The sequence below is a fragment of the Desmonostoc vinosum genome (assembly GCF_059505385.1).
The window spans coordinates 38691-63463 of sequence record NZ_JCACKM010000326.1 but is presented as its reverse complement, the minus strand read 5'-3'; the positions used below and the strand labels follow the sequence as shown (position 1 = coordinate 63463).

Annotated in this window: 16 protein-coding genes; 7 read left to right on the top strand and 9 right to left on the bottom strand. The window is 40.3% G+C overall.

Annotated features, from left to right (window positions below):
• Positions 1 to 11 precede the first annotated feature (11 nt).
• Complete coding sequence (locus AC5JMF_RS32550) at positions 12 to 404, bottom strand: Pepco domain-containing protein (protein WP_495799838.1); 393 nt, start codon at positions 402 to 404, stop codon at positions 12 to 14.
• A gap of 359 nt (positions 405 to 763) precedes the next feature.
• Here AC5JMF_RS32550 and AC5JMF_RS32545 point away from each other — a divergent pair, with 359 nt between their 5' ends.
• The gene (locus tag AC5JMF_RS32545; protein WP_495799837.1) at positions 764 to 1198 is read left to right on the top strand and encodes a hypothetical protein; all 435 of its coding nucleotides are present in this window, start codon (positions 764 to 766) and stop codon (positions 1196 to 1198) included.
• Between the two features lie 64 nt (positions 1199 to 1262).
• On the opposite strand, the gene AC5JMF_RS32540 is transcribed toward AC5JMF_RS32545, so the two are convergent.
• Both AC5JMF_RS32540 and urtA read right to left on the bottom strand, forming a co-directional pair.
• On the bottom strand, positions 1263 to 3383 hold the full coding sequence (locus AC5JMF_RS32540) for a sensor histidine kinase (protein WP_495799836.1): 2121 nt from the start codon (positions 3381 to 3383) through the stop codon (positions 1263 to 1265).
• A gap of 19 nt (positions 3384 to 3402) precedes the next feature.
• Positions 3403 to 4698, bottom strand: coding sequence for an urea ABC transporter substrate-binding protein (urtA, locus tag AC5JMF_RS32535; protein ID WP_495799835.1), 1296 nt, complete (start codon positions 4696 to 4698; stop codon positions 3403 to 3405).
• Positions 4699 to 5577: 879 nt separating this feature from the next.
• Between urtA and AC5JMF_RS32530 the strand changes: the two genes are divergently transcribed.
• The 4 genes from AC5JMF_RS32530 to AC5JMF_RS32515 all read left to right on the top strand — a co-directional run bounded on the left by AC5JMF_RS32530 (position 5578) and on the right by AC5JMF_RS32515 (position 12477).
• Positions 5578 to 9828 (top strand): response regulator, encoded by a 4251-nt coding sequence (locus AC5JMF_RS32530; protein WP_495799834.1) that lies wholly within the window; start codon positions 5578 to 5580, stop codon positions 9826 to 9828.
• Positions 9821 to 10801, top strand: a complete 981-nt coding sequence (locus tag AC5JMF_RS32525) for a diguanylate cyclase domain-containing protein (protein ID WP_495799833.1) — start codon at positions 9821 to 9823, stop codon at positions 10799 to 10801. Before AC5JMF_RS32530 ends, AC5JMF_RS32525 begins: the two co-directional genes overlap by 8 nt.
• A gap of 108 nt (positions 10802 to 10909) precedes the next feature.
• On the top strand, positions 10910 to 11878 hold the full coding sequence (locus AC5JMF_RS32520) for a GGDEF domain-containing response regulator (RefSeq protein ID WP_495799832.1): 969 nt from the start codon (positions 10910 to 10912) through the stop codon (positions 11876 to 11878).
• Positions 11879 to 12054: 176 nt separating this feature from the next.
• A complete protein-coding gene (locus AC5JMF_RS32515) occupies positions 12055 to 12477 on the top strand; it encodes a cyclic nucleotide-binding domain-containing protein (protein WP_495799831.1) in 423 nt (140 codons plus the stop codon).
• Positions 12478 to 12565: 88 nt separating this feature from the next.
• Here AC5JMF_RS32515 and AC5JMF_RS32510 read toward each other — a convergent pair whose 3' ends face one another.
• From AC5JMF_RS32510 to AC5JMF_RS32500, 3 genes are all read right to left on the bottom strand, one after another.
• Positions 12566 to 13903 carry a TRAP transporter large permease gene (locus AC5JMF_RS32510; protein WP_495799830.1) on the bottom strand — a complete coding sequence of 446 codons (1338 nt, stop codon included), beginning with the start codon at positions 13901 to 13903 and terminating at the stop codon, positions 12566 to 12568.
• The gene (locus AC5JMF_RS32505) at positions 13887 to 14441 is read right to left on the bottom strand and encodes a TRAP transporter small permease subunit (protein WP_495799829.1); all 555 of its coding nucleotides are present in this window, start codon (positions 14439 to 14441) and stop codon (positions 13887 to 13889) included. The genes AC5JMF_RS32510 and AC5JMF_RS32505 overlap by 17 nt, the downstream gene beginning before the upstream one ends.
• Positions 14442 to 14966: 525 nt before the next feature.
• Positions 14967 to 16136, bottom strand: a complete 1170-nt coding sequence (locus AC5JMF_RS32500) for an extracellular solute-binding protein (protein WP_495799828.1) — start codon at positions 16134 to 16136, stop codon at positions 14967 to 14969.
• 340 nt (positions 16137 to 16476) lie between these two features.
• On the opposite strand from AC5JMF_RS32500, the gene AC5JMF_RS32495 reads away from it, so the two are divergent.
• Positions 16477 to 16851 carry a hypothetical protein gene (locus AC5JMF_RS32495; RefSeq protein ID WP_495799827.1) on the top strand — a complete coding sequence of 125 codons (375 nt, stop codon included), beginning with the start codon at positions 16477 to 16479 and terminating at the stop codon, positions 16849 to 16851.
• 238 nt (positions 16852 to 17089) lie between these two features.
• Here the strand turns inward: AC5JMF_RS32495 and AC5JMF_RS32490 are convergent, their stop codons facing one another.
• The 3 genes from AC5JMF_RS32490 to AC5JMF_RS32480 all read right to left on the bottom strand — a co-directional run bounded on the left by AC5JMF_RS32490 (position 17090) and on the right by AC5JMF_RS32480 (position 19928).
• Positions 17090 to 18298 carry a nicotinate-nucleotide--dimethylbenzimidazole phosphoribosyltransferase gene (locus AC5JMF_RS32490; protein ID WP_495799826.1) on the bottom strand — a complete coding sequence of 403 codons (1209 nt, stop codon included), beginning with the start codon at positions 18296 to 18298 and terminating at the stop codon, positions 17090 to 17092.
• Between the two features lie 213 nt (positions 18299 to 18511).
• Positions 18512 to 19252 carry a DUF2232 domain-containing protein gene (locus AC5JMF_RS32485; RefSeq protein ID WP_495799825.1) on the bottom strand — a complete coding sequence of 247 codons (741 nt, stop codon included), beginning with the start codon at positions 19250 to 19252 and terminating at the stop codon, positions 18512 to 18514.
• A 13-nt stretch (positions 19253 to 19265) separates the two neighbouring features.
• Complete coding sequence (locus AC5JMF_RS32480) at positions 19266 to 19928, bottom strand: Crp/Fnr family transcriptional regulator (protein ID WP_495799849.1); 663 nt, start codon at positions 19926 to 19928, stop codon at positions 19266 to 19268.
• Positions 19929 to 21069: 1141 nt separating this feature from the next.
• On the opposite strand from AC5JMF_RS32480, the gene AC5JMF_RS32475 reads away from it, so the two are divergent.
• A complete protein-coding gene (locus AC5JMF_RS32475) occupies positions 21070 to 24633 on the top strand; it encodes a hypothetical protein (protein ID WP_495799824.1) in 3564 nt (1187 codons plus the stop codon).
• Positions 24634 to 24773: the final 140 nt, after the last annotated feature.

The following is a 24773-nucleotide window of genomic DNA, read 5'->3' as shown; positions in this document are numbered from 1 at the left end:
AAATTAACTATTTAAATCTTTCTTTTGAACTTAAATTTGATTGCTCCTTTGTTTTCCCCACTAATTCCAGCAGTTCCTATTAACTTTATTTCTCCTTTAGCACTAACTTCTACAGATAATTCAACTTCATCTAGATACATTCCATTCTCTTGAAGAGCTTGCTGCTCTGCATTCCTAAATATCTTTCCAATCGTTGCAATAAACTCTTTCATTCTCGTTTCTAATGCAATAGTACTAACTGCAACAGTTAGTCCCAATCCTTTACTACCAGAGGCTTCTGTTCTTCCAAAATTATCTGCCCAGCTTTCTCCTAAAGCACCCCCAGTCTTTGCTCCATCTACTCCTGATATTTGAGAAACGTCATCAGTCACGATTAAAATAGTTCCCAGAGATGTTTCAGTCATAGTTATATAAAGTTTTGTTGAAAATTTGATTTAGACAACAATTAAAAATTTAAAAATATCTCCTAGTTTCACATTCAAATAATTAAAATTATTCAAGCTACGGATTAAAAAACACATAAACTGTTGTTTAGACTCTTGTCTTTCTAAACAATAACTTTCCAATAATTCGGACTCACTTTCCGGCAACTCTACCGTAAGGCTTTTTCTTGGCTCTATAAAAACTTTTTTTACACAGGATACATGAGTGTCATGTACTAAACAGACATATATTGACATAACTAGCTACTAAAAAGCTATTAAAAAAAATAAAGATTTAAAACATCTTCTGTCAAACCTGACTTAATTAGTCACAAATTAATGTGGGTTATGGTTCAAGGTGGTTCGGGCTATCAGTCAATCATGGCCTCAGTCGGAGGCTCACCGCTGGCAGGACGCAAGATATCGTTGGTATAGATCCCGATCCCGTCAACCGTCCCACCATTCCCTCTTGCTTAGTACCACCCAATGCCAACAAAATCCCTAATTCCACTAGTCAATTAAATATTCACTTTGGTCTCCTAAAAGATTATACTGATGGACAATTGATTTTATGTTGCGATCGCTACGGCTGTGGAGAAGACAACATATTTCTAGACGGACAACTCATAGCTAAAACGCCCGGTGCAGACAAAGGCAAACTCAAGCAAAGTCAAATCCCTCTACCAAGTATTCGCCAAGGTAAAGACTCGAAGCGTGTGCTTCGTAAAGCAGAGAATTTACCAAATCAGAAGCGATCGCTTCGTTGGAGTACTTAGCCGTCCTTAACCCTCTTTTGTCACTCTAGGCAGAAGAAAATTGGAAATAATCGAAAAGTATTCCCTATTCCCTTTTATATTGATGCAAAGGAATTGTAATTACAAATTCCGTACCTTTGCTAGGAGAGGAAAGACACTGTAACTTTCCCCAATGTTTTTCAGTGATAATTTTATAACTAATAGATAAACCTAAACCTGTACCTTTACCTACAGGTTTAGTAGTAAAAAAGGGATCAAATAATCGCATTTGTAAATCTTCTGGAATCCCAGCACCATTATCAGCAATGCGAATAATTACTTGTTGATCTCTCGTCAATTCTGTGTAAATACGAATTTGTAGTTTAGTTATTTTTTCAGAGTTATTTGTTAATGACGAATGACGAATGACGAATGACTCTTCTAAAGCATCAATCGCATTGGCTAGAATATTCATGAATACTTGATTGAGTTGTCCAGCATAACACTCTACTAGTGGGAGATCGCTATATTCTTTAATGACCTCGATTGCTGAACGTTTAGATGTAGCTTTAAGTCGATGTTCTAAAATCATCAATGTGCTATCAATGCCTTCAGCAAGATTTACTGCTTTCACTTCTGCCTCATCTAAGCGAGAAAAATTTCGCAAAGACAGCACAATTTCTTTAATTCTCTCAGCACCAATTTTCATGGAATTTAGCAATTTACGCAAGTCTGCAACTAAAAAATTAACCTCAATATCTTCAGCCTCTTGTTGAATTTCTATAACTGGATGAGGATAATTTTGCTGATAAAGTTGTATCAGTCTGAGTAAATCTTGAATATGTTGATCAGCAGGAGCGAGATTAGCATATATAAAGTTGATTGGGTTGTTGATTTCGTGAGCTACACCAGCTACTAATTGCCCCAAACTGGACATCTTTTCGCTTTGCACTAGTTGAGATGCTAGTTGCTGAGCTTCTTGCTGCACTTGTGCTAAAACTGTTTCTAGTTGCTCTTTGGCTGTAGCTAATTCTCGTTCGCGTATTTTGATAGTTGCAAAAGATTCTTCCAACTGTGCTGCCATCCGATTAAACGATTCTGCAAGTTGACCAATTTCGTCATGGGTAAGAACTGGCGCTTGTTTATTCAGATTTCCTTGAGCGAATTCATGAACAACTTGGGTGAGTTTAACAACAGGTTTAGAAATAGATTTGGCCACTAAAATAGCTGCAAATATGACCAATAAAAGTGTAATTATTCCTAAAAAAATGACAATATTGCTCAGTGTTTGCAAAGATGCAAACACTTCTGCTGTATCCATTTTTACTAACAGTCCTCCATTTAAGGAAGGGAGATATCTCCAAGCAGCAATAGTTTTTTGATCTCGGTAATCATTAGTTATTCCAATTCCTTTAATACCATGAGCAGCTTGATCGAGTGGGTGTAATTTCTGGTTATCAATGCTCACAAATCTTTGAAAAGCTGCTTTAGGATCATGCCGAGTGCCAGATGTAAAAACTATGCGATCGCCAATTATTGAACCTACTATTGTCTCGCCAGTTTTGCCTAACCCAGTATAATCATTGACTACTTTATTAAACTCTTGATTGTTTAATTGCAGTACTACTACACCAATAATTAGTTTCTTTTTAAATATGGGAGCAGCAATGAAAGCAGCAGGTTCCCTGGAGGATGTATAATAGCTAAAGTTAGATATTTCAACTTGCATTAAAGTTTTAGCTCTATCAAAAACTTTAGCTATTTCAGAATTTTTATAAATTTGTTTGTAAAAATTTGATTCAAATTCATGAACTCGTTTTACTGAAAAAATAATATCTCCACCAGGCGAAACTAAAAAAATATTTGAATAACCAAATATTTCTAAATAATTAGTGATAAATTGACGATATACATCATCTATTTGGCTATATGATTTTGAATCTAATCCATCTGCTTTAAAAGCTTTTTGATATTGTTCTGCGGCATCAATTATATTTGGAATTTTTGCAATATTTGCAGCATTTTTTTGTCTTTCACTAAGATAGTTTTCTAGTAAGCGTGCCTTGCCCTCAGCAATAGAAATTAAATTATTTTTAACTTCTTTGAACTGAGCATCACTAGCAATATAGTATTGCAGAGAGGTTACTGTAGTTAAAGGTAATAAGGCAATTAATAAAAACCAAGCTAGTAACTTATTGACGATTTTTTTATTGTTCAACTCCCTCATCTCCAAATTCAGAGATTTATTAACCAGGATTTGCCCAGTTTTGATTCCAGCCTGTATAGAGAGTGTTTAAAAATATCTCCCATTCGGCTTTAGAACGAGAAATAGGATAAGGTACAGGGCGAATTGGTTTATCTGAGTTCCAAACAATTTCAAATTGTCCATCTGCTTTGATTTTTCCTACTCGGACTGTTTTCCAGGTATGTTGGTTATTAGAGTCTATATATACAACACCTTCTGGTGCTTTATAACTTTGGTCTTGAATATATTCCCGAATAATATTCACATCCTCTGTACCTGCATCTTCAACTGCTTGCGCCCATAAATAAACTCCAAAATAAGCTGCTTCAATTGGATCCGATGTGACTCTGTTTTTACCATATTTATTTTGAAAGCTTTTGATAAAAACATGATTTTTTATATTATCAATACTCTGGAAGTAGTTCCAGACTGCATAATCACCTACCACATCTTTTTTTGATAAATATCTTAGTTCTTCTTCAGCAATACTAAACGAAACAGTAGGAATATGATCAGGTGTAATTCCTACTTTTCTTAAGGCTTTGAAGAAAGCGATATTACTGTCGCCATTAATTGTGTTTAAAATTATATCTGGCTGAGTTTCCAAGATTTTTTTGATGACACTATCTACATCAGTGCTACCCAAAAGTATATATTCTTCACCTAAGACTTTTCCATCTAAGGCTACTACTTGGTCTTTAATAATAGCGTTAGCTGTGCGAGGAAATACATAATCGGAGCCTACTAAGAAAAAACGTTTACCTAAATTATCAAAAGACCATTTTACAGCCGGAATAATTTGCTGATTTGGTGCTGCACCAGTGTAGACAATATTAGGTGATTCCTCTAATCCCTCATATTGGACAGGATAAATTAGCAGATGGTTATGCTTCTCAAATACGGGCTTAACAGTTTTGCGACTAGCAGAAGTCCAACAACCAAAAACTGTGACAACTTTTTCTTGAGTAATCAGTTTCTCAGCTTGTTGAGCAAATGTACCCCAATCAGATTTACCATCTACAATAATTGGCTGAATTTTCTTGCCGAGAATACCACCTTTTTTGTTAATTTCTTCGATAGCGAGTAAGGTAGCATCAACAACAGATTTTTCACTAATGGCCATTGTGCCAGTGAGAGAATGCAGAACGCCAATTTTAATCGATTTTTGGGAAAATTCTGTTTGGGGAATCAGGATACATAACACTATTCCTAGCGCAAAAGCTATTAGTAGTAAGATATTTTTTTGATTTACTAGTTTTTGGAACTGTAAAATACATTTAATGGTTTGCCAATCCATGTGTGAGTGCCAAGAGTACCAAGAATAAGAACAGAGAATTTTATTAAAGAAGGAAACAGGGAACAGTTTTTCTTCTGCGCCTGCAATGTAATGAATGTAGCTGTACCCCTACGCTTAAACAAGCTAGCAAGAGCGTTCCGCAGCGAAGTGTTGCCTATCTAGGGGTAAAACACTCCTTTGTGTTACTCTCTCTTTAGAATTATTCGTTAGGGTTTCCTCTTTGATTAGAACTACTATAGGTAAAATTATTTACTAAAAAAGCGTGTTAGTAAAGCCGTCAATATCAAAATTTTATTTTCTAACCATAGATTTTAGACTGTAGAATCCAAAAATTAAAACCTCACCTCGCTTTCTAAAGCTTAACAATCTTTACCTTATCTTTATGTACGTAAAGATAGGATAGATTTTCTCAAGTTTTTGCGTACTCGGGAAGATATTTGTACAAAATAACTACTTTCTAAGTAAATACTCTTAATTAAGAGAAGTGGAGCGAGGTATGCTAAATTTACTTAGAATTTTAGTCAAAATGGCGTTTTGTTTAACGGTTTTGCATAACAAATTGTTGCATAAAAACTTTATTGTAATACTATGAGTAGATCACTTGATTATTAAATAACAATATAAATTTTTCATTAAAATTTAAGTTTTATTACTAATAATTATAGTGAAAAGACGTACATAAAATCATTGTGAATATTGCTGATAAATTATTATTCAGTAAATATATGCAGTTCTATTAAAAATTTAAATAATTTACGTAATTGCCCCATTGTTGTTTCTATTTTAGATTCAATAAAAGTAAAGATTATTACAACAAATGCTGAAGTATTAAAGGGTAAATAAGTGGGCAGACAGCACATATATAAAAGGTTTAAAACTTTGAGCTTTTTTAGTAAACAAAAAGTGCTGTCATTTGTAGTTGGTATTTGTGTGTCAATTGCGGTGATTGTTCTCTGGCAAAGACTACTAATAGAAGAAAGGGCAGACATTACACAACTTATTCAACAGCAGGCGATCGCGATTAAAACTGAGTTAACCAGCGAATTAAAAACACGCATTCTGGCATTAGAGCGAATGGGAAAACGTTGGGAGGTGCGTGGTGGAACTCCACGAAAAGAATGGAGTGCAGATGCAGCAGCCTATATCAAGGACTTTAGTGGATATCGGGCAATCGAATGGGTTGATCCATCATTTAAAGTTCGGTGGATTGTACCTCTAGCAGGGAACGAAGTAGCACAAAATTTTGACCTCAGCCAAGAACCCCGGCGAAGAACTGCACTCCAAGCAGCACGCGATCGCCGTCAAACAACTTTTACGCGTACAGTTAATCTCATTGTGGGTGGCAAAGGTTTTTTAGCATATGTGCCCTTGTTTTTGGAAAACGAGTTCGACGGATTTATCTTAGGAGTCTTTGAGATTCAACCTTTGCTGAACTCCGTTGTGCATGTACCACAAGGATACAAAATCAGAGTTTTTGATGGTCAAGAGTTGATCTATGGCTCAAATTCTCCACCTTCGGCCCAACCCTGGCAACAACAGGTAGATATCGATTTGTATGGAGTCAACTGGCGAGTACAGGTTTACCCGACTCCAGAGTTACTGCTCAGCTTGCGATCGCCTTTATCAACACTTGTATTAATTACAGGATTATCAATTGGTGGCATTCTGGCATTGTTAACTTATTTCATCCAAGCCACAAAAGCCAGCAATCGTCAGATCACAACGATCAATCAGGAATTAGTTTTAAGAGTATTTGAGCAGAAACAAATAGAAGCAGCCCTCAAAGAAAAAGAAGTTGCGCTACATCGGCAAGCACTCACTTTTGAAAATATGTATGATGCAGTGATGATCACGGATTTAGCAGGAAATATTATTGACTGGAATCCTGCTGCCGAACGCATCTATGGCTACACCAAAGCTGAAGTTTTAGGTAAAACTCCTACCATCATACATAAACCTGAAGAAGTTGCTACGGCCATCAAGTTGATTGCCACAATTATCACAGCGGTAACTCAACAAGGACGCTGGTCAGGTGAAATTCACTTTACTCGCAAAGATGGCAGTGGGGGAATTAGTAAAACCACTGTAGTACCCTTACAAAATGAACAAGGACAAACTGTTGCCTTAATTGGTGTCAACCATGACATCACCGAAAGCAAACAAGCGGAAGCATTGCTGCGTCAGAGTGAAGAACGCTTTCAGGCATTTATGAATCATAGTCCCACATATGCTTGGATCACAGATGTTAAGGGAACGATTCTCTACGTTAGCGAAACTTATCGGCGGATGCTTCAACTACCTAGCCAAGAAGTTATTGGCAAAAATATCTTCGACTTCTATGCAACCCACTTTGCTCAGCAATTCATCGAGAATATTCAAATAGTTGCTCGAACTAACCAAGTACTAGAAGCGATTGAATCTGCTCCCTGTACTAATGGTGTGGTTCGAGATTTTTTAGTTTATAAATTTCCAATTTCTAGCATACCAGGTGAGTGTGTGGTCGGAGGAATTGCCGTTGATATTACCGATCGCCAACAAGCAGAACAAGCACTGCAAAAGCAATTACAACGTACCCTGCTACTAGAACAAATCACTCAAGAAATTCGCCAAAGTCTTGACACCAGAGAAATTTTTGAGACGGCAGCTACCCAAATTGGACAAGCATTTAGAGTTGATCGTTGTTTGATCCACTCTTATATTGACGAACCCATAGCGCAAATTCCTTTAGTAGCAGAGTATACCGTCGATTCCTACTGCTCAATGTTGAATCTGGATATTCCCGTAAGTGAAAATCCCCATGTGGCGCTGATGATGGCACAGGATCGAGCGATCGCCTCACCAAATGTGTATATTGATCCTTTACTCCAAACAGCCCAACCAATCTGTCAAGAACTAGGACTGAAGTCCATGCTAACAGTTCGTACCTCCTATCAAAAAGAACCCAATGGAGCCATCTGTTTACACCAATGCAGTCATTTTCGCCAATGGACTCAAGAAGAAATTGAATTACTAGAAGCAGTAGCAGCGCAACTGGGCATCGCTTTAGCACAAGCTCGCTTATTAGAACAAGAAACCCGTCAGCGAGAAGAACTCACATGGAAAAACTTTGCCTTAGAGCAAGCAAAACGGGAAGCAGAAGCTGCAAATCGTTCCAAAAGTGAATTCCTCGCCATGATGAGCCATGAAATTCGTACTCCCATGAATGCCGTAATTGGGATGACAGGATTGCTGCTGGATATGGAAATCACTCCTCAACAAAGAGACTTTGTGGAAATCATCCGTAATAGCAGCGATGCTTTGCTGACAATCATTAATGATATTTTAGACTTCTCCAAAATCGAGTCTGACAAGCTGGATTTAGAAAAACACCCCTTTAATCTGCGTAGTTGCATCGAAGAAGCTCTAGATTTACTGTCTTCTCAAGCCGCTGCTAAAAGTATAGATTTAGCCTACCTAATTGATCCCCAAACTCCCAGCACAATTGTGGGGGATATTACCAGAGTGCGACAAACTCTCGTGAATCTACTGAGTAATGCTGTCAAATTTACCGAAGTTGGAGAGGTTGTGGTATCTGTAGTTGCTAAACAATTAACGACCACAGAGGAATACGAAATCCAATTTGCTGTCAGCGATACAGGAATTGGTATTCCTAAAGAAAGAATGCAGCGACTATTTAAACCTTTTAGCCAGGTTGATGCATCGATGACTCGTCAGTATGGCGGTACTGGATTGGGCTTAGCAATTAGTAAGCGCTTATGTGAAATGATGGGTGGTCAAATGTGGGTAGAAAGTTCACCTGGAGTTGGCTCGACATTTTATTTCACCCTCAAAGCTCAGTCAGTACCAAATTCTGAAACGATTTACCCTCAAGTTTTACAAGCAAATTTAGCGGGAAAACGGTTGCTAGTAGTGGATGACAACGCTACCAACCGCCAAATTCTTGCCATTCAAGCTTTGAAATGGGGAATGATTGTACGCTCAGCTGAGTCGGGTTTACAGGCTTTGGAATTTATTGACGCCAAAGAGCAATTTGATATTGCAGTTTTGGATATGCGAATGCCACATATGGATGGTTGGAGTTTGGCAGCGCATATTCACTCGCTACGAGAGTATCAAAATCTCCCCTTGGTTTTGCTCAGTTCAGTGGAAAAATTAACTCAAAAAGAACAAAAAGCCCAGCGAGATTTTGTGGCTGTCCTCAGTAAACCAATTAAGCGATCGCATCTGTATGATGTATTCGTCCGGATCTTATGCGGACAACGTATCTCCGTAGTACCTTCCCAAATACCACCACCAGTATTTGATTCGCAGCTGAGCCAAAATCTACCCTTACGCATTCTCTTAGTAGAGGATATTTCCTTAAACCAGAAAGTAGCCCTACAAATGCTCAAAAGATTGGGTTATCGTGCCGATGTTGCTAACAATGGGGTTGAAGCTCTGTCAGCTTTGCGTCAGCAGCCCTATGATCTAGTCCTCATGGACATCCAAATGCCCGAAATGGATGGGCTAGAAACCAGTCGTCGCATCTGCCAAGAATGGCCGCACCATAGCCGACCTTGGATTATTGCTGTAACTGCCCATGCCATGCAAGGGGATAGGGAAGAGTGCCTCAATGCTGGCATGAATGACTATATTAGTAAACCAATTCGCATTGAAACTCTCATCCAAGCTTTCAAAAACTATAGTCCGGCTCCCACAAATGAGAATTTAAAATTAACAGCTAATGTTAATAATAATCAACAAATTTATCAATCAGAAACAACTCTGAAATTATCTATTGATACTGCAATATTTCAATCTTTAAAAGATATGGCAGGTGATAATCATACTGAGATTCTGTCAGAGTTAATCGATTGTTATTTGGAAGATGCTCCGCAAAGGCTGCTAGCAATTCATAACGCAATTGATAGCGAAGATGCAACTACACTTTGTAGCGTTGCTCATTCCTTAAAATCATTGAGCGTGACTGTTGGTGCTATGCCTCTTGCTCAACTTTGTACAAAGTTAGAAGCAATGGGTCGTGCTGGTACTACAGTCAGTGCTTCTACTCTGGTTTTGCAACTCCAAACAGAGTATCAACGGGTAAAAACTGCTTTGCAATTACAACATCCCAGGAGACAAAATGACTAATTCTGATTTGCAAAATAACTCACCTTTAGTTTTAGTAGTAGACGATGAAAGAGCTTTGCGGCAATTACTAAACCGCGCTATGAAGCAAGAAGGATATCAAGTTATTGAGGCATGTAATGGACTACATTGTTTAGATATTTGTCAAGATAAATTACCAGATATAGTTTTATTGGATGCGATGATGCCAGGATTAAATGGCTTTAGTTGTTGTACTCAACTCCAAACTCTTTTAGGTAAGGATTGTCCGCCAATTTTAATGATTACGGTGCTTGATGATCCAGAATCTGTTGACCGAGCTTTTAGTGCAGGTGCAACCGATTACATCACAAAACCAATTGATTGGCATGTACTCAATCAAAGAGTCAGCCGCTTACTAGCGTCGAGAGGAGCGATCGCAGAACTTCAGCAAAAAATTCAAAGAGAATGCTTACTAACAGTCAAAGTTGAGACAGCAAATCGAGAATTGCAACGCCTTTCTTCTGTAGACAGTCTAACTCAAGTTGCTAACCGTTATTATTTTAATGAATATTTACAACGCGAATGGAATCGATTAGAAAAACATCAGCTACCTCTATCTTTAATTTTATGTAATATAGCTCATGAATATCAAGTTAATGATGAGTGTTGGCGACAAATTGCTAATACTATTAATAAGTGTAAAAGGCGGGGGGCAGATTTAGTAGCTCGTTATGATACAAAAGAATTTGCTATTGTTTTGCCAAATACTGAAGCTGAGGTAGGGTTACAAGTAGCAGAGGCGATTCGCTCTGCTATTAAAGCTATTGACGCAGCTGATTGTACTGCTCATTGCACAGGAGAAATGGCAGAATTTATCAGCCTCAGTTTGGGAGTAACAAACGTTATTCCTACCCCGGAGTTATCAGCAAATCAACTAATTAAAAGAACCGAAAAAGTTCTCAATCAAGCAAAATTAGCAGGACGCGATCGCATTGTTGCCACATCTGAAAATTGAGCTGAGGGACTGGGGATGGAAAGCGGGAGATGAGGGAGAAATGTTCTCCGCGTCCCTGCGTCTTTGCGTCCTCTTATCCATTCCCCATTCCCAATTCCCCAATTCCCCATGAAAACCACTCTTCTAGAAAATCAGTCTATAGTTCTGATTGTTGACGATGAGAGATTTATCCGAATGCAGCTGCGATTTTTTTTGGAACAAGAAGGATATCGAATAGTAGAAGCTGAAAATGGCAGAGAGGCTCTAGCTATTTTTGATCAATTACACCCTGATATAGTACTTCTTGACGCCATGATGCCAGACATGGATGGGTTCGAGTGTTGCACTCAACTACAACCTCTTGATGGTATTAAGCACACTCCAGTTTTAATGATTACAGGACTTGGAGATCAAAATTCCGTTGATCATGCATTTGCAGCTGGGGCAATTGACTACGTTACTAAACCGATTCATTGGCCAGTTTTACGACAACGAGTAAAACGTTTGATTCAGCAATCGCAGCTACAGCAAAAATTAGAAACTGCTAACCAAGAATTGCAGCGGTTAGTGACTATTGATGAATTAACTCAAGTAGCTAATCGCCGACGGTTTGAGGAGTATCTGAGCCAAGAGTGGCGACGCATGGCACGAGAGCGACAACCTTTATCTCTGATTCTTTGTGATGTTGATTATTTCAAATCTTATAATGATACCTACGGTCATCGAGCAGGCGATCGCTGTTTGCAAGAGGTTGCTAAAGCTATTCAAAACGCTGCCAGGCGTTCTGTAGATTTAGTTGCCCGTTATGGTGGGGAAGAATTTGCTGTGATTTTGCCAAACACAGATGTCCAGGGTGCTGCTTATGTTGCTGAAACAATCTGCTTTGCAGTGCGAACACTGGCAATTCCCCACAGAAATTCACAAGTTAGTTCTTACGTTACCCTTAGTGCCGGATTTATCACACAAATTCCTGCACATAGTTTAGACTTTGAAGGAATGATTACAGCGGCAGATCAGGCACTATATCAAGCAAAAGCCGGAGGACGCGATCGCTTTCACCACTATAGCCACCAATCTCATACCGTTTCACTAGGTTGATACACATGAGGAAGGGAGATGAAACAGACGCGGGGACGCAAAGACGCGGGGACACGGAGATGAAACAGACGCGGGGACACAAAGACACGGAGACGAAACAGACGCGGGGACGACGCGGAGAATAATCTAATGACAATTCCCAATTACGAATTACGAATTACGAATTACGAATTATTATGTTAACCAGCGTTGACCGTTTATTATTTGTGCGGCGAGTTCCTATTTTTAAAGAGTTGCGAGATGATTTTATAGTGCGGCTTACTTCTGTGATGAATGAGCTATCATTTCCTACTAATTATAGTATTTTTAGACAGGGAGAAGAAGGGCGATCGCTTTACATTGTGGTATCAGGTAGAGTTAGGGTTCACATTGGAGATAAGCCACTCATTGAAATAGAACGAGGTAAATACTTTGGCGAATTGGCAGTATTTGATACACAAACCCGCTCTGCATCTGCTACAACTTTAGAACCTTGTGAATGTTTGGAACTAACACAAGAACAACTTTATGATGCGATCGAAGAAACCCCAGAAATAGCCGTCAATATCATACGTGAGTTATCCCGTCTAATTCGGAAATTGAATGATACTAATTCGTAATTTGGAATGGGGAATTGGGAATTGGGAATTGTCATTGATGATTCTCTGCGTCCCCGCGTCCCCGCGTCCCCGCGTCCCCGCGTCCCCTTCATCCGCCTAAAGAAGGCAAGAAACTAACAATACTTGGGAAAGCAATAATTAATACTAGCACCAATAGTTGCAGCAAAATAAATGGTACTACACCGCGATAGATATCTGCTGTAGTGACTTCTGGCGGTGTTACACCGCGTAGATAAAATAGGGCAAAGCCAAAGGGAGGTGTGAGGAAAGATGTTTGCAGATTTGCTCCCAACACCACACCATACCAAACTAAATTGATGCCCAACTGCTGAGCAACTGGCACAAACAACGGTACAACAATAAAGGCAATCTCAAAAAAATCAATGAAGAAGCCTAAAATAAATACCACCAACATGCTGACAATCAAAAAGCCAGTTTTGCCACCAGGAAGATTGGCGAGAACATCAAACATAAATTGATCGCCGTTCAATCCGCGAAAGACTAAACTAAAAGCTGTGGAACCAAATAAGATAAAAATCACCATGCTGCTGATTCGCAGAGTGGTGTCACAAACCTGGCGTAAAGATTCTAACGTGAGTTGACGGTTAGCAGCAGCCAAAGCGATCGCCCCACCACAACCGACTGCACCGGCTTCTGTCGGCGTAGCAATGCCGAAAAATATACTACCTAACACCAACAGAATTAATATCAAAGGCGGTAGCATTACCTGAACCACCCGCATTCCTAACGCTTTTCCTCCAATTTCTCTTACCTCTTCGGGTAATGCTGGTGCTATATCTGGTTTCAAAAACGCCACAACTAGCACATGAATGGCAAAAGCACCCGCCATCATCAAACCGGGAATCACCGAACCAATGAACAAATCACCTACAGATACACCCAACTGATCGCCCAGCACCACCAACACGACACTCGGCGGTATAATCTGTCCCAAAGTTCCCGACGCCGCAATTACACCAGTAGCTAATTCTTTGTTATACCCATAACGCAGCATGATGGGTAAGGAAATCAAACCCATCGCCACAACTGTTGCTGCTACTACACCTGTAGTTGCCGCCAACAGCGCACCCACCAATACCACTGCCAAAGCTAGTCCACCACGCAAGCGTCCCAACAAAATTCCCATCGTTTCTAACAGCCTCTCAGCTATCCCAGATTTCTCCAGCATTGCCCCCATAAAGATAAAGTAAGGGATAGCTAATAAGGTATAGTTTGCCATGATGCCAAAAATCCGCTGTGGCATCGCAGTCAAAAATATCGGGTCGAATATATTCAGTGTAATTCCCAGTATCCCGAATAAAATTGCGACACCACCCAACGAAAAAGCCACAGGATACCCCAGCGATAGCAGCACCAATGCACCTGCAAACATCAGTGGCCCCAGCCATTCATAAGCCAGTGTCATGGAGTTCCTCCTGGGGTTCTAATCTGCCTTGGAGGATTGCCAAGTTTTTAATTGCTTGGGAAATCCCTTGGAAAATCAACAACACAAAGGCGACAATGATCATGGCTTTAATTGGGTAGCGTGGCAATCCATCTGGATCGGAAGATGCTTCGAGAATTTGCCATGAAGCTGCGATTGTATCCCAAGAAACAACGATTACCGTAATGCAGAATGGAATCAAGAAAAATAACGTTCCGATTAAATCTGCAAGTGCCTGCCGCCGCCGCGGCCAATTACTATAAAAAATATCAACACGTACATGTTCGTTATGCTTGAGGGTATAAGCTGCTCCTAAAAAGAAAACTAAATCGAAAATATACCATTGAGCCTCTATGTAAGCGTTGGAAGTAAAGTTATTACCGCTAATTCGTCCTAGATATCGTCCGATAACATTCCAAACGCCGAGTACTACCATGACTAATACTAGCCAACTAGTCAATCGACCAATAAATTCAGTACAAGTGTCAATAATTCGAGAAATTTTTAATAATCTTTCCAACGCTTATCTTGCCTCGTGAATTACTACAAACTTTGTAGAAATATTTTAATGCAATTATATAGAAATCTGACTTAATTAATAAAATTATTTGCGTAGTTAGAGAATGGAGGAGTAAGGAATCAAGTTTTTCGATGTCTATAGAGTTTTTCAAAAATTAAATAGCAGTTCTATATACAAATTATCATGCAGATTGATGTAATACCTGTAATAAAATCCATAACAACATTTTAGTCTAGTAATGCCACTATCAAATTTTAGTCAATATATATGAAGTTCTCCCAACTTATATGTACACCGCAATTATTCCAATTTCAGAGAATAGGTTGGGGCATGAAAGACAATTTTTTATTTGTATCACATTCTTTAATCAACAAGATGATTAATAAAAAAATCGAACTTAAATGCAGCAATTATGAGCCTAAATTGAGTTTAAAATTATCTGCGTTACCTGTGCTGACCTCGTGTTATTCCACGTTTGAAAAAGTTACGAATTTATGAAAGAACGATAAAGGTTAGTGATGGCTTTCATCCATTTTTAATTCTGGCGAATAAAGACTCATACTGTTGAATTGCTGATGAGGATAAAGGCTGTAAAAACTCACTCCGGTCAAAAACCTCACGATTAAGTATTAATAAGTTTTGTAATGGTTCTTGAATATCGGAGGCGGTAATATTTGTCACAATTGGTGAATTACTTTTAGTTAGTAGCGAAATTTGCTTAGCAGTAGTCGGTTGCCAACAAAAATCAATCCATTTATACATTAACTCATTCGCATTATCACTTAGTGGATGTACCCATAAATCAGCCCAAATTGCTGTTCCTGACTTGGGAAGCACAGCTGTAAATTGTGGATAACGCACAAGAGTTGGTAGTATATCACTTGACCAACCAACTGCTAGCCAAGTATCCCCAATAATTAGAGGTTCAAGGTAAGTATTAGAACTGTAAAGTTTTACTTGTTGATTTAATGTCTTTAATTCTTGTTCTAAGTTTGGCACTTGGTCAAGATTTTCTGTATTGTAGGATTGTCCTAGTTTTTTTAAAACCAGACCAATTACTTCTCGTGGCTGATTGAGTAGGGAAATACGCGATCGCAATTCATCACGCCACAAATCACTCCAATCCTGCGGTGTCCACCCCAGTTTCCGAAATAAATCGCGGTTATAGACAATCATTGTGCTACCCCAACGGTAAGGCGCACCCCAAACTTTTCCTTGAGAATCTAAATTACCTTGGTCGTTACGCGTGACTAATTGCTTCCACCTGTCATCCAAAGCTGACCATTGTGTTAATTGGTTTTTTTGTGGCTGTATCAGTGGTTGAATTAGCTTCTGCTCAATAGCTGCTTTTAACCAGTAATCTCCCAATGAGACTAAATCAGCTTTAGGCACTTTTTGCTCTTGCATAAATGGTACAAGACCCCTGAGAAAAGGCTTCCATCCCTCTTCCTTAACTTCTGGTTTCTGCTGCCAATTTTGTAGTTGCTTGAATAAATCCTGTATCTGCTCAACCGGAGTAAAGCTTAGCTGCGTTTGTTGCTGAATACCTTTTTGAAATTGATTAACAATTTGACTAGGAATAGAACCTTTTAATAGCTGTACTTTTAGTTTCGCTTGGTTGTTGCCACCACAACCAGCCAACAGTTGCGATAACACCAATGTACTTGTAGATAACAAAAATGACCGTCGATCCATCTATTTTGAATTTGAGATTACATCTATCTTAAGCAATAGTGATTATTGACTATTGACAGTCAATAGTCAATAAATATATTTAATATTTTATTTATAAAGCTGAAAAAACTGAATAATTAACTAAATATAGCGATTTTTCCTAAAAATATCTGTCAGTTGATTAACTTTTCTCAATAAAAACGCTAACTCATACTCCTAAAAATATTTAGTTATATTTATAATTGGATACTTAAGTTTCACATTTCCACAAAAAATTTGAATACTTAAATAAATCATAAGTATAGTTAAGATTGGCAGTAAATTGAATAACATAGAGAAAATATACGGACGAAGGTATTAAATGGAGCCATTACAAAAGCAAATTTTGACATTGACTGAGAAGCTAGATGCCCTCTATCAGGTGATTGAGAGACTTGAGATCAAAGTTACCCAAGCCCTATCAGATTGTTCTGTAGCCAAAGCACAGGCACAGAATAATAATCTAGAAAATAGTGAAGCTGGGCAATATCAATTAAAAGGACATCTCAGTTACAATTCCGATCTCGAACATAAGGATGTGTTAACAGATGGTATTTATCTAGACCTGAGTCGTCAAAGTGGAGAGAAAAGCTTAACACCAGAAATTCAAATCCAACGACTGACAGCACAATTAACAGCAGCATATAATCGCATTGCAGCTTTAGAAGAACAATTACTCAGAGAAAGAATTCACTAGATTGGTCAAAAATTAACTAATTCGTAATTCATAAATTCGCAATTTTCGGATCTAGTTCCACAACTTTCTCTACGTGGCTTAGTTTCAATCAGGATCTAAATTTATTGAAGTCCCGTTAGTTTTTGGTGTTTATTTACTTGAACTTCTCTACCTCTGAAAAAATTTTGAATTTTGAATTTTGAATTACTTAATATTGCCAAGATATGCCGGAAGCTCTCTGAGTCCGGTAATTTTATTTTTAGGTATTGATTCGCCGCAATCGCTCAAACTGGTCTTCAATAGCTGTTAAAAGTTGTTGTTGCTGCCAATCTCGGCTAATCCCAGAGGCAATACAAGCACCTCCAGCACCCATACCTTCTTTCACAAAACCCTGTTCATAAGCCCGCAGCTGATGATAACGAGAATCAGCAAAACTTAAACTAGTGGCTAACAAGCAAGGGCTTTCTCCACCAAGAGTTAAGTTGTTTCTACCCAAACTCAGAGCTAAGTCAACCGTACCACCAGTGAGGTCTTCTGCCACCCAGCGAGTTGTACCTACAACTACCGCTTCTGGTTGCCAGGATAAAGCATAAGCTTGAGCAATCGCCTGCATCAGCGCATAAACCGCTAACATTTGTGTCCCACCAGCCAGCAAAACACCACAATGACGGCTAGCCGCGATCGCCATTCCAGCCACCACTACTTGCATCGGATCACCCACGGCGGCGACTAGTTGTAAGGGGTCTATGAGGGACGCGGGGAAAGAGGACGCGGGAAGGGGGGGACGCGGGGACGCGGGGAAAGAATTCTCGGTGTCTCCTTGTTTCTGCTTCATCCTCTCCAGTCCGGCTTGCACTATTGTCGATTTTTGTGCGTGGTTACAAATTGGGTGACTACTGTTGACTTTTCCGGCTGCGTTTATACCCAAGCCAGTTAAAATCGCTAAAGCAGTTGTAGTACCTCCCACAACACACTCACTTAAAATGAGATACTCTTGGGGAATTTTGGCACTCAATTTAGCGCCCCAAAGTAGGCCTTGATCGAATAGGTGTTTTACCACTGCTAAATCCATCGCAGCACCTCCACTTAAACACCTTGCAGGAGTACCACCTAAATCAATTGTTGGCACAGCAGGAGCATGGGGTAAACCAGCGTTAAATAAATAAATTGGTATTTTCAGTGCTTCAACGACAGCGCGAGAAATCAGCACAGGCGAAGCCCCAGCCGCCAGTGGTGGTAGCGGGTATTGAGGCTTTCGTTCTGGGCCATAGTACAAAAACTCAGCATCAGCACAAGCAGTATACTGCCGATCCTCTGGAGTGCGACCAGCTGCTGAAATTCCCGGAATCAAACCGGTTTCCGTAAATCCTAAAACACAGGCAAATATAGGTAAACAACTACGATACCGTTGTAACCATACTTCACCTTGTTCTATTTGAGTGTAAATGCGAATTAAGTCATTGGTCATGGGTGGATTGGGAACTAGGGATTGGGGATTGGGGATTGGGGATTGGGGATTGGGGACTGGGGATTGGGGATTGGGGATTGTCATTTGTCATTAATTATTCTCCGCGTCCCCGCGTCCCCGCGTCCCCGCGTCTCCCTCATCCCCGCGTCCCCGCGTCCCCGCGTCTCCCTCATCCCTCGGTCACTGAGCGAAGTCGAAGTGCATCCCCCTCATCTACCCCTCATAATCCATCAAAACTTGCACCCAATGCGGTGGGCGGGGAATGGGATTGCCTAAGCGATCAAATAGCAGCCATGCAGCTAGGTGTACCACAAACAAGTAGATAAAGTTGTTGAGTACAATCAAAGCGATCGCCCCTACTTGAATTAAAAATATACTGGGACTCACTAATAAATTCAGCCTCAAAATTATCCAGTCAATGACTTCTGTCACCTGGTTAATCAAATAAATCCACAGGTCTTCACTCGATAACACAGACAGTAACCACAGCCGAAAAAAGAAACCCAAACTGCCCAGTAGCGCACCCAAAGTAATCGACACAATCCAGGGAACACGACGATACCAAGTTGCCCCCAAAAGTACCCCCATGAAGGCGAAGGGCATGACAAATAACAAGCTACGGACTGGGCCCATCAGTACCATCAGTAGTAAGCCACAGGTAAGTGCAGCCATCCATGCAGACCGTTGTCCCCAACGTAAATAGACTAAAGCGATCGGCACTGGAAAAAATATCCGCAAAACTGGGCCCAATGGAAAGTAAAAATTAATAAACCAAATCAAGCTAGCAGCACTGGCTAAAAATGCCGTTTCCACCATTCTTAAGGGTGCTTCACCTTTCATTTGCGGAGGTAGGCGCGTGCCTTGATTATCAGAGTTGATTTGATTCAAGGAAGTTTGAGATTCATCAGCTGGGTCTTCCTCCGGTTCATGTGGTAGGGAATTAATAATACTCATATTTGACAAGTTGTTAAACTATCATTCTTTCTAAGGCTGACAAATCGGGAATACAAATAACGTCCTGATCCCGTTTAATCAACTCTTTTTTTTCTAGCCTTGTCAATACTCGTGTCACAGTTTCCCGTGCCAGTCCACTCAGGCTACTCAGTTCTCGATGGGGCAAATTAGGTATTTCGGTTCCTGTGCTTCCTTTTTTTCCCTGTCCTTCTGCTAAAAACAGTAAAGTGTCTGCTACCCGCGACTGACTATCAGATTCTCGCAAGCGCAATCGTCGATTCACTTGTCGCAAACGTCGCGCCATCAGTTGCGCTAATCGCACTCCTGCTAAAGGTTCTGTCTGAAGTAATTTGACAAAATCTTGAGCGGGCATACTGCCAATAACCGTAGAAGTTAGAGTAATCACATCCGTAGATCTAGTTACTTCATCTAGCGCCGCCATCTCACCAAATAACTCTCCTTTACCGAGAATATTCAGTGTTATTTCTTTCCCCTCTAGATTATAAGTGCGGATTTTTACCCATCCATCCATAATAAAATACACAGAACCGCCCCAGTCATTTTCGAGGAGAATCACTTGATTAGCTGGATGAGTACGGGTTACAAGATGAGTAAGGGCTAGTTCCACAACAGCTTCTGGCAACCCTTGAAAGAAAAAGCTATATCGGTCTTCCATTACGACATCATTCAAAGCTGCTATGTAAACAATAACAAAAGTGTCATTTTTAGCCTAAGCTATCAAAGCACAGCCCCTATTCAAGATCAAACTAAATCATGCTACACAATCAGTGAGAAAAGCATTTTTCTGGATAATCTTTACCGATGGCTAGGGACTAAAGACTAATAAGAAGAGATTTTCATAAGACCTCACGGTATGCGGGAAACGAGCGCGTCTTTAGACCTGAGAGGGAAGCGACACGAGCGATTTTAATCGCAGTGAAATATTTATTAAACCATTACCGCCTTGGGGTGTTTGATTCGGTGTGCCTTTGTAATGCACTTTCAACGGGACAGTTACCATTTCAAATCTCCCAACCCTGTACGCATAACGGTTTTGCTCCTAAGAGCCTCCCTTGCGGGGTAATGTTAGCTTCGTCAATGTTTTAAGAGCTTGTTAAGCTTGTAACACTGTTTCAGTGACTTTGAAACTGTTTAATCACAAGCGACAGAGCAAGGGGCTAGCTTCGCACTCCAAGGTGTCGTGACTCAAAAAACGTAGCCATTAAAGGCTTAGACTGGTCAGCACAGCTTGCTTGATTTCTCTTACAAGCTCAATCCCTTTAGGGTTGAGTTACTGACACTTAGTTATGGGATTTTCCGGTAAGATAGCTGGATTGAAACAATGTATAAAGTTTTGTAAAAAATAGTTTCTAGTTAGATGAAATATTTCTTCATGACTAATCAGTCACAGCGGAAATAAACTTCACTACCTAACAGAAGCTCAAGATGCTCAAAAACAAACAAGTGTGGGCTTTTGCATTGTACTAATAACTGTAATGCAAACTTGATTATTTCAGAACATAGTCAAACAACATTAATCATACTCAAGGTAGTAAATTTTTGCTCAAGTATTTTACGAGACAAGAGAACACTTATATCAACAGACTTTCAAACTTGTTCCCTGTCCCCTGCTTTACATTTGTCCCAAAATGACAATTAGCTGTTAAGCTAATCTTCTAAAACAGAGGCTGATTGATAATTGCCACATCTTGGAGCAATTGATCGCATAATGGCAGTCAGAAGTTCTCAAAACTTCGGCAATTGTAAAGTAATTCTTTAGACTGGTTGACGTACTGTTCTAGTTAAGGTAACTCAAAGTGACTTCCCACACAGATGAAATTCAAAAACTGATTGCAGATATTGACAACTTATGTGCTGGTGGTGGCAAGGGCTTGTCTAGGTTATTTTCTAGTCAAGCGCCAGAGCCTAAAGAGGTCTTACAAAGAATTCGCGACTTTCTGCTGAGACTACAAGAAAGCGAAACATTGGACAGCGACAGCCAAAACCAGTCTTCTGAGCAACCACAATCGCCTTTGCTGGTAAAATATATTGAGCAAAGCAATAATCAGCAGCGTGAGCTGGGATTACTACAGCCTTTACAAGCAGAATTAGAAGGATTGCTGCAAGAGCGAGCAACGCTGGTGCAAGAAATTAGACAGCTAGAGCAGAGGCGATCGCAAAATTACTCTCTAGCACAACAGATGGCAAGCCAAGAGCAGATGATTTCTGAGTTTTTACAAGTACTCATGAGTCGGCTGGTGCCAACTTTAGCTCCACACATATTACAGAGCGCCACCAAATCAGAATCAACTCAACCATTGCTAAATTCAACCGATTCTGTAGAACATCTATCTAAGGAGTTAGATCAACGCCTACTGTCACTAGATGGGACTGTGAATGTTGTCTTTGAAGCACTACAACGTAATATTAATACCTATAACGAATCTTTATCGCAAGCGCTGGCGAGAATGCACAGCAAGGGAATGCAAGGCGAACAATTACTGTCGAGCTTTCTCAGCACTTTTACCCAGTCTTTACAACAACAATCTCCTATTCAACCATCTTTACCAACATCACCAGTACCATCACAGCCAGCAAGTTTATCCTCACTTCCTTTAAATACTGAGCAGCCGGATGTTGATCTCACAGCAGAATTAGATTCAGTACTGCTAGAGCTTGGCCAAAAAGTGCCGTCAACTTCTGTAACACCAACAACATTTCAACAAGATAATTCTGAGAAAGTTGGTGATGAGGTAGACCAACTTTACGCTAGCTTGTTTGGCACTAACGATGTGATTGAGCCCAGTCCCAAGACAATGCAGGCTGCTAATATCACTCCCCCTGCAACATCAAATATTGTTGAGAGCGCACCTGCATCTTTAACCAATCAACCACAAAAATTGCCAGATCCTTGGGTTAACGACAAAGAAGCTCAATCACAAAACCCCAGTTCCTTATCAGAATCACCGGAACAATCCTTGTTTGCTGAGGAGCCTGAGTTAGACTCTTCTTTGTCAGCAGAAGTTTCGCCAACAAAACCGGACGTACAGCCAGCTAGTAATGATACAATTAACATCCTCACTGACCTGTTAGCTGAGCCAGAAAATACAGTCACTACAACCCCAGTTACCTCACAGGCAGCAATTTCCATCAATGATGAGCCAGAAAATTCTTTAGATAACTATATTCCTGCTTCACCCCAAGAAAATCTGCTGAGTTTTGAGGCAACCGAAACTCCAGCCGCGTTGGATATTTCCTTAAATGATGAGCAGTTACAGCAATTAAATCAAGATTTGGCTAGCTTTGATCGGCAACTAAATCCAGAGTTGCAACCAATTGGGAATTTTGACAGTTCACAAAAACAGATTGAAAAAAAAAATCAAGCCACAACACCTACTCAAGAAAGCACCTCATACCCAATTTCTCAATCTCCCCAGAATTTCGACGATGTTTTAGAATCGGTTTGGTATTTGGGAATTGATTTAGGTACAACTGGAATTTCTGCCGCACTCTTAAATCGCTCTACTTGTATTGTCTATCCTATCTACTGGTCAACCGAGAACCGTTCTGGAACCTCCTTACAACAATCGTTTCGTCTGCCAGCGGAGGTTTATTTACCAGTGGCTTCTGTGCCTCAAGGAGAGCATGAAAGTATCGAAGCACAAGAAAATACAGCACCGGCAGCTGTGGCACCAGAAAAGGATCACTCCGCAACTCCAGCGGCACGGAGAGCAGATTCAACGAACAATCTTTACTCGGCACAGTTGAAGCCATATTTACAGATAGCCATTCCCTACAAAAGCGATCGCCAAAAATGGGAACCTGTGTTGCAATTAAATGAATTTTCTGCGGGGCCGTTAATTTGGGTTTTGCGATCGCTCTCTAAGTTACTGTCAACCCTCAAATCTGACCGCACCAGTACCACACCTGCTTTAATTGCTGGTGCTGTTGGCATAGACACCCAAGCTTTTCTCAAAATTATTCACAACATTGCTGGTGTAATCTGTACTTGTCCATCTAGTTGGTCAGAACAATATCGTTTCAATGTCCGCGAAGCTATACTCACTAGCAAATTAGTGCCGCATCCCGAGCAAATCTTTTTTGTCGAAGAAGCGATCGCCAGCTTGCTGAGCGAACTTGATGGCGCTAAAGGTGAAAAAATTCAATTAAGCGATCGTCAAGGTTTACGTACAGCCAGAACTAGCGAATCTCCTCTGACTGACAGCACCCTCGTGATTAATATTGGAGCAACAGCAACAGAAATGGCTTTGGTCGATTTATCTGAAAGCTTGTCACAATTGACACACAACAATTTCATGCTCCACAGTTTTGCCTATGCTGGCAAAGGAATCGAACAGGATATTATCTGTCAAATGCTGTTACCGCCAAAATCTCGGCAATTACGTACAGAAGCAGAAATAAATAGTAAAAATACTACTAGTAATTCCTGGAATTGGCAACCAGCCATCCCTGGTTTAGATCAGATGCATTGGCAAAGTTTAGGACTAGAAAGCTTAGAATTACCCAGAGTTGGCGAACCAGATATTACCGCTCGTATCCGCCTCCAGCAGCGTCTCGAAAGTTCCCTACTCGGACAGGCGGTATTAGACGCAGCACTGGCATTAAAGCTGATTTTACAGCACCAAGAATCCTTTACTCTAGAATTGGCAGATCAGCGCTGGGTGTTGCAGCGTCGAGACCTAGAAAGCCAAGTGTTTATTCCGTTTGTGCGACGCCTCAACCGAGAACTCAACAAATTATTGGTAGCTCGTGGCATCCCTACAGAAGCCATTAGCCAAGCTATCCTAACTGGAGGTGTAGCAACTATCACCACAGTCAACCGTTGGTTACGGCAAAAGCTGCCGAACGCCAAGATTATTCAAGATTTATATCTAGGTGAAAACGGCGCTCCTAGCTGTAGTAGAGTAGCTTATGGTTTGGCGATGCTACCCCTGCATCCCCAAATTTTGGAAATACCCAAACAACAGTACACAGATTACTTCCTGTTTACAGAGCTGCTGCGGTTATTGCCAGACCGACCTTTATCTTTTAGCGAAATAATCCAGTTATTTGAGGGTCGCGGCATTAACACCCGTATTTGTCAACAGCGCCTGCTGGCTTTTTTAGAAGGAGAACTACCTGCGGGTTTGATCCCTTCAGAACTAGAGTCTACCTGGCTGACTCAGAGTTCTCAAGATAACTTAGATTATCAGGCGATCGCCACCGCACCACTTTTTGAAAAACAAGGAGGACTTACCTATCGTCCTAATTCTCAACAGGTGCTGTCTCTACGTCGATATCTCGATGCCATCAAAGCCAGTAGCCAGCAATCATTAGAGGAACCATACACAGTGAATTTCGCTTCAGAAGTTCATCGTTAGTAAACTAATGCGCTTACATAGGGCTCATATTTGATTTTTGGAAAAAATCCTTCTTTTGTGTTCCCTGTTACTCCGCAGTCGCTCCACTTGGGGTCTTTGTTCCCTGTTAAGAGTTTCCTTTCCTATAGACACACAGTTTC